The organism is Parathalassolituus penaei (assembly GCF_026626885.1).
GTDB classification, from domain to species: domain Bacteria; phylum Pseudomonadota; class Gammaproteobacteria; order Pseudomonadales; family Oceanobacteraceae; genus Oceanobacter; species Oceanobacter penaei.
Genome location: NZ_JAPNOA010000002.1, coordinates 1 through 775 on the forward strand (window position 1 = coordinate 1; position 775 = coordinate 775).

General features: G+C 50.0%; 1 protein-coding gene. It reads left to right on the plus strand.

Going from position 1 to position 775, the window contains the following annotated elements; all coding sequences use genetic code 11:
* Positions 1-389 precede the first annotated feature (389 nt).
* A partial coding sequence (locus OUO13_RS00015; RefSeq protein WP_283171802.1) for a transposase occupies positions 390-775 on the plus strand: 386 nt, incomplete at its 3' end.

Consider the following 775-nt stretch of genomic DNA (forward strand, 5'->3'; position numbering starts at 1 on the left):
AGCTATCCGCTGGAGATCGAACACCTGTTTGAACAGGTGCTACTGGTCTGCGATCAAGAAGGTTTGTTGGGAAAAGAACTCTTTGCCATCGATGGCTGCAAGTTACCCTCAAACGCTTCCAAAGAGTGGTCAGGTACCTTCAAAGAACTGGCTGAGAAGCGAGATAAAATTCAGCGTCAAATCCGTTACTGGATGTCCGAACACGATAAAACAGATAAGGATTCTGACGACAACCGTCGTCAGGAACGGATCGAAAAAACGGTCAGTACTCTGAATCGTGCCTTTGATAAAATCAACCAGTTCCTGAAGACGCAAAGCCCACGGNGACGGGCGTTAACAAGCTGGGCTCTGAAGTTAAAAGCAACATTACCGACAACGAGTCGGCGAAGATGAAAACTTCGAAAGGAACGATCCAGGGCTTCAATGGCATCGCCACCGTTGATAAAAAACACCAGATCATTGTGGACGCTCAGGCCTTTGGTCATGGTCAGGAGCAACACACGCTAAAGCCCATTCTGGCCGAGGTTCGGGAGCGTTTTCAGCGACTACGCATCCGGGAAAATATCCTCAAGGATGGAGTGATCATCACCGCCGATACCGGCTTTGCCAGCACCGCCAACAACGACTATCTGTACAGCAACAAGATCAACGCCTACATCCCGGACAACCGTTTCCGCAGTCGGGACGAACGCTTTGATGATCAGAAAGACAAGTACGGTCACCGCCACGAAGAGAACCGCAAAAGCACTCGCCACAAACAAATCCCGGCCATTGA